Origin of the sequence: Microvirga massiliensis, assembly GCF_001006805.1 — a bacterium.
Taxonomy (GTDB): Bacteria; Pseudomonadota; Alphaproteobacteria; order Rhizobiales; family Beijerinckiaceae; genus Microvirga; species Microvirga massiliensis.
In genome coordinates this window covers 77,714-82,548 of the sequence record NZ_LN811364.1, presented here as the reverse complement: position 1 = coordinate 82,548, position 4,835 = coordinate 77,714, and the positions used below count along the sequence as shown (strand labels likewise).

The 4,835-nt window shown below is 61.9% G+C and carries 6 protein-coding genes; 3 read left to right on the top strand and 3 right to left on the bottom strand.

The genetic code is table 11. From position 1 onward, the window contains the following. Window positions 1–24: 24 nt before the first annotated feature. Together BN1233_RS34040 and BN1233_RS34035 are read right to left on the bottom strand one after the other, a co-directional pair. Complete coding sequence (locus BN1233_RS34040; protein WP_046868084.1) at window positions 25–696, bottom strand: hypothetical protein; 672 nt, start codon at window positions 694–696, stop codon at window positions 25–27. Further along, window positions 671–2,071 carry a hypothetical protein gene (locus BN1233_RS34035; protein ID WP_147707710.1) on the bottom strand — a complete coding sequence of 467 codons (1,401 nt, stop codon included), beginning with the start codon at window positions 2,069–2,071 and terminating at the stop codon, window positions 671–673. Before BN1233_RS34035 ends, BN1233_RS34040 begins: the two co-directional genes overlap by 26 nt. A gap of 150 nt (window positions 2,072–2,221) precedes the next feature. Between BN1233_RS34035 and BN1233_RS50690 the strand changes: the two genes are divergently transcribed. The 3 genes from BN1233_RS50690 (at window position 2,222) to BN1233_RS51355 (ending at window position 3,433) form a co-directional block, all read left to right on the top strand. Further along, window positions 2,222–2,356 carry a hypothetical protein gene (locus BN1233_RS50690; protein ID WP_280139508.1) on the top strand — a complete coding sequence of 45 codons (135 nt, stop codon included), beginning with the start codon at window positions 2,222–2,224 and terminating at the stop codon, window positions 2,354–2,356. A gap of 697 nt (window positions 2,357–3,053) precedes the next feature. Then, a complete protein-coding gene (locus BN1233_RS50870; protein WP_342341686.1) occupies window positions 3,054–3,284 on the top strand; it encodes a recombinase family protein in 231 nt (76 codons plus the stop codon). A gap of 2 nt (window positions 3,285–3,286) precedes the next feature. Continuing rightward, a complete protein-coding gene (locus tag BN1233_RS51355; RefSeq protein WP_425311769.1) occupies window positions 3,287–3,433 on the top strand; it encodes a recombinase family protein in 147 nt (48 codons plus the stop codon). A 309-nt stretch (window positions 3,434–3,742) separates the two neighbouring features. On the opposite strand, the gene BN1233_RS34025 is transcribed toward BN1233_RS51355, so the two are convergent. Next, the coding region (locus tag BN1233_RS34025; protein ID WP_052764055.1) for an alkaline phosphatase family protein at window positions 3,743–4,835 on the bottom strand (1,093 nt) is incomplete at its 5' end.

The window sequence follows — 4,835 nt, the reverse complement described above, 5'->3', positions numbered from 1 at the left end:
CTAGGCGTCAGCCGAGGTGACTTCTCATGATGCAGCGAGTGGGTCGGCCAAGCGCATTTGAAGACGCCCGCGGGCCACGAGGACTTTCTCCGCGATCGAGTTAAGGCTGGTCATGATTGCAACCAACTCGTCATCCTGCTGCAGTAGTTGACCCAACGCAAGCTTGCCTCGGACCTCGGCCAAAGCACCGATCTGGGCCATCATCTCCTCCCGAAGCCGCGACACGGATCCCTCGCCGCCTGAAGCGTCCTCGCGGTATGCGCTCACCAGCGTGATCGCGGCAGAGATGAACGCAATCGCGGCTGACGCGAACGCGGCTTCGACCTTAATCGGAATTGCGGCGATCACGCCGGACGTACCTAGAAGCGTGACTATCGCCGACGTAAGGCGCATGCGCGCTAGCGCCGCGGCCCGCTTACGGACGACAACGAGCACTTCGTCCAGTGAGGCGGTCACTCCCGCGAGGACGGCCTCTACCGCGGCACGACCAAGCTCGGCGCGCTGGACGGACACATCAGCGACATCACCTGTGGCACCCGAACCGAGCTTGCGGCGTCCGCGGATCTCCTCGTCGAAATTGGGAAAGGCTCTCGCGAGGCGATTGGCTGCCGCAGGCTGGGCAATTCGTAGCGCGTCGAAGGCGGCATACCAAGGACCCGCGGGCACTGGGTCAGGCGAATCGCCGGACAACGACATTCTCAACTCCCCGTTCGAGCCACTTCATGAGCCGTGCCGGCCACTCCAAAAGAACGCTGGATGCCATCGCAGACGCATAAATTAGCTGGAATGGCCAGCGTAGCAGCGCCACGAGGTGGACCGAACTGACAATGCCGATGCCAATCCCGGTCGGAATCATGAACTTGCCGCTTGTCAGATTGCTTTCGAACCGGTCGAAGTCGAACAGGTCCGGGACACCCTCCCAGCCGATCAGATGCAGGATGTAGCTGACGGCGCAACTGGTCAAAGCCGCCAAGAAAATGAGCGGCGCGCCTGCGGTGAGATACGTAGTCCCGAGTGAGAGGTTGATTCCAATCCCCTTTCTTGCAGACAGGCGGCGCAGGCGCATGTGCATAAACGCTGGCAGAAGCAGCATCACTAGGCCGGAGGGCATGCACGCGACGAAGAGGCCTCCACCGATGCCAAGAAGTCCGATGCGGGATAAGATGAGGGCCACCAGCATCAACGGACCCAGAGTCGCGTAGATAGGTATAGCGACGCCTTCAATAGGGCTTGTCGGGTCATCCAATTCGAGGATTGTCGCGCGCCATTCCTTCAGCATGTGCCAGGCGCGTCGCGGTCCTATGCCGAAAAGGATCACTAAAACCCAGCCGGAGAGAGGCAGGAAAATCAGCGCCGCAGTCACTATTAGGAAGCCTTGGGCAATGGTGCTACCTAAGGTTTGGGGCGCACTAAGGGCGCTCGCTCCCGTACCGGTCTCAGTGCCACTCACGTAGGGCAGCGTCATCCGGGCGAAGACGCTTCCGTAATTCCACTTTGCGTTGGCACTACGAGAAGCGGCCTCGTCGATGAGGAGGAACCCACCCCGGTGATCGTCCTGGATCAGCATGGGGCCAGTCTTGTTTGCGAGAGTCTCAATAAGTGAGAGGGCGCTTTTCTCAGGGTCGACAGCGCTCAGGGCGACGACCACATCTTCGGCCGCGATGTCCACGAGTGGGCCCGTGCGAGTCGACACGCAGGCGACGCGGCAGCCGAGCAACAGAACCTCCGACTGTGCCTCCTTGGCTTGGGTATAGATCTCGTCAATTGGGATCCTATACTCCTCTTTGCCGGTTAGCGAGCGCACAACGAAGTCGGGCTCCTCGACGTGGCCGACGATGACAAGGAGCTTCTCGCGGGCGCCGCCGATGAGTTTGATAGCGTCCTCGCGGCTGGCTGGCGGCCTCGCTCCAAATGTGCCATTCCCGAAGCTCTTCGCGCCGACGGCATCCTGCCGCGATATGAGGGGCACGACCTGCATGCGAGAGATCAGCGAACCAGCGGATAGACGCTGAAGGCCGGCCCTCTTACCGAACACCTCTGCCGTCATGGCAACATTGGCGCTCGAGGACACGACCAGAGCCTCCTTGCCGCTGACGTCCAGAGCGCGCAGAGGCCAAGCCCGCCCATCCGCAAAAACGCTGATCTCAACGCCTGGATGCTTCACGAGGAGGCGCAGATCGTCCAAGTGCGTGGCCAGCAACTTCTCGGGAATGAGGATGTAATGGCCGACGAAGGCAGCGAGCGCCAAGCCATCCAGCTCCTGTCCTTGGCGATTGGCTCGAGCCAACACGGCGCCATCCTTGCCGACCAGCTTGATCGCGTCTTCACCGGCTACATCGAGCATCGAAAACTTTGAAGATTTCCCGGCAGCGCGTGCGAACTCCGATGCCTTCGCGGCAAAGGAAGCCGCCTTGCTCGCCGCGTGCTCGGCGCTGTTGACCGCCGCATGCTCGACTCCACGAAGAAGCCACGACGTGATATCCGCAGCGGCCGGTCGGACGGCCCATAGGAGGAGGAAGGCGCTCACCCAGACCGCACTGAGAGTGATCCTGACCAAGGCGGCTGCAGAAGAGACTCCGGTGATCTTGTTTTGGCCGCCAATGTCACCGCCGATCGAGCCAACGTTCCTCGAGATGTTGACGCCACTGCCTCGACCTCGGCCTGTCTCGTCCTCCATATCTGCCTCCAAATGCTCGGATCGCAGCGTGGCGGTGCTGTCCAGCGTAACCAGTCCGGGATGCATCAGATAGCCTCGGCGTATTGCCCTGATCACTGACAAAGAGAAGGAGCGACCGCTGGTGCTGGCAGTGTCCTAGCGCACAAGATCGTCCGTGATCTCGCGGAGCATCAGCTCTTTCCCCATTGTCCATCCTCTTGATGTGGACTTCCGGAAATATTGCTTGAACCAATCCAAGCTGGACCGTTACATGTCGAGCAACGGGGATATTACTGGACATGTAACGAATGGCTCAGGGCAAGTTCATCGCCTACTACCGGGTTGCAACCGACCGGCAGGGCCGCAGCGGCCTCGGCCTGGAGCCCAGCAGGAGGCGGTGCGGCCCTACCTCAACGGCGGCGCCTGGCAGCTCGTGGACGAGGTCAAGAGTGACAAGCGCAACGATCGGCCGAAGCTGGCGGAGGCCCTGAAACACTGTCGCCTGCATAGCGCGACCCTGATTATCGCGAAGCTCGATCGCCTCGCCTGCAACGTCGCCTTCCTGTCGAACCTGGTGGAGAGCGGTGTTGATTTCGTTGCCGTCCATTTCCGCAGGCGAACCGGCTGACGGTGCACATCCTCGCAGCTGTGGCGGAACACGAGGCGGCGATGATCTCACAGCGGACCAAGGCGGCTCTGGCGGCGAGGGCGCGCCAAGAAGCTCGGGGGCGACCGAGGGAACATTGCGGCCGTCAGAGGCCTCGGCAACCGAGCTAGTGCTGTCGTGCGAAGGCAGAAGGCAGGCAAGCAAGCGGGCGATCTCGCGCCGGTTATCCGGAGCATCCAGGCCGACGGCGCCTCTCTGCGGCAGGGGGCCGCCGAGTTGACGCGGCGGGGGATTACTGCGGCCCGGGGGGCGGTGGTCTGCGGTTCAGGTGAAGCGGGTTTTAGAGCGGGAGACGTAGGTGGTGTGCTCGGCGGACAACAGCTGTTGTTGATGCTGCCGTCCGGCATTCTTCGGGATCGCGCGGGACACGTCAGATCGTCCGAGAGCAGCCGCCCATAAGAGCGCCAGTCGGGCCGCGCTCAATCCCCGAAGTCGAAGGCCCTGGCAAGGCTCTCCACGGCGCCGTAGCGGGCACTCGGCAATGGGGCGAGGCGGTGTCTCTCGCTAATCAGCCTCAGGATCGAAGTCGTCTCATATTGCGTATGGTCGATCGTGCCTTTCTCGGCAAAGGGTGAGACCACAATGGCCGGAACCCGCGAGCCCGGCCCAAAGAAGTCGGCCCGCCCTCCTGCAGACCCGGACTGCGGGGGCGCCACGTGATCGAATGCGCCGCCGTTCTCGTCATAGGTGATGATCACTGCGTAGGAGGTCTTCATCGGGCTCTCGTCCATCAGCTGGATGATGCGCCCGACTTCTTCATCGGCCGCCACCAGGTTGGCATATCCCGGGTGCTGATTGAGTACGCCAACTGGCTTGTAGAAGGCCACCGGCGGCAGGGATGCTGACCTGATGTCGGCTTCAAGCTGTACCGCATCCCTGAGATGCTTGGTGCGTTCGTTCCGTCCGGTCTCGGTCGTCGGGTTGAAGCGGGCAAAATAGGCGAATGGCTGGTGGTGCCACTGGAATGCGCGATCCGTCAGCTGCTTCTCCTCATCTGCGGTGCGGTTCGGCTTGATCGCCAGGTTCCAGCCTCCGGAATACCAGGCCCACTCGACTCCCTTGTCGGACAGCCTGTCGCCGATGGTCGGGGTCGTCTGGGCGGGCAGCAAATCGCCGCCCTGGCGACCGTTGTTGAGGAAGATCGACTGAGTGGTGTTGACCGCGTAGTCCCCGTCGCCAACTGCCGTCACCTTGCGCTCGCTCACGACTGCGCCCGACTCGTCGATCTGCGAACGCAGCCCCTTTGGAGGATCGGGCCATACCGGTGCACAGGCGCAGACCAGCCACATGTGGTTGAAGAACGATCCGCCCAGCGCGCCCATGAAGAAATTGTCGAGCAGCGTATAGCGCTGCGCCAGTTTCCACAGATTGGTGTCTTTCATCGCGGCGGCGCTGTAATAGCCCATCGTCAGGCCCTTGGCGTCCGAAAACAGAGCGAACCAGTCGTTCTTGCCACCATGGATCTGGGTGCGATGCGTGTAGAAGGCATGGATCAGGTCGCGGGTGTGTGTC

Excerpts from the sequence above, each read along its gene's own strand:
- BN1233_RS34040 (WP_046868084.1), bottom strand. The coding sequence starts at position 696 with ATGTCGTTGTCCGGCGATTCGCCTGACCCAGTGCCCGCGGGTCCTTGG.
- BN1233_RS50690 (WP_280139508.1), top strand. The coding sequence starts at position 2,222 with ATGGCCGACGAAGGCAGCGAGCGCCAAGCCATCCAGCTCCTGTCCTTG.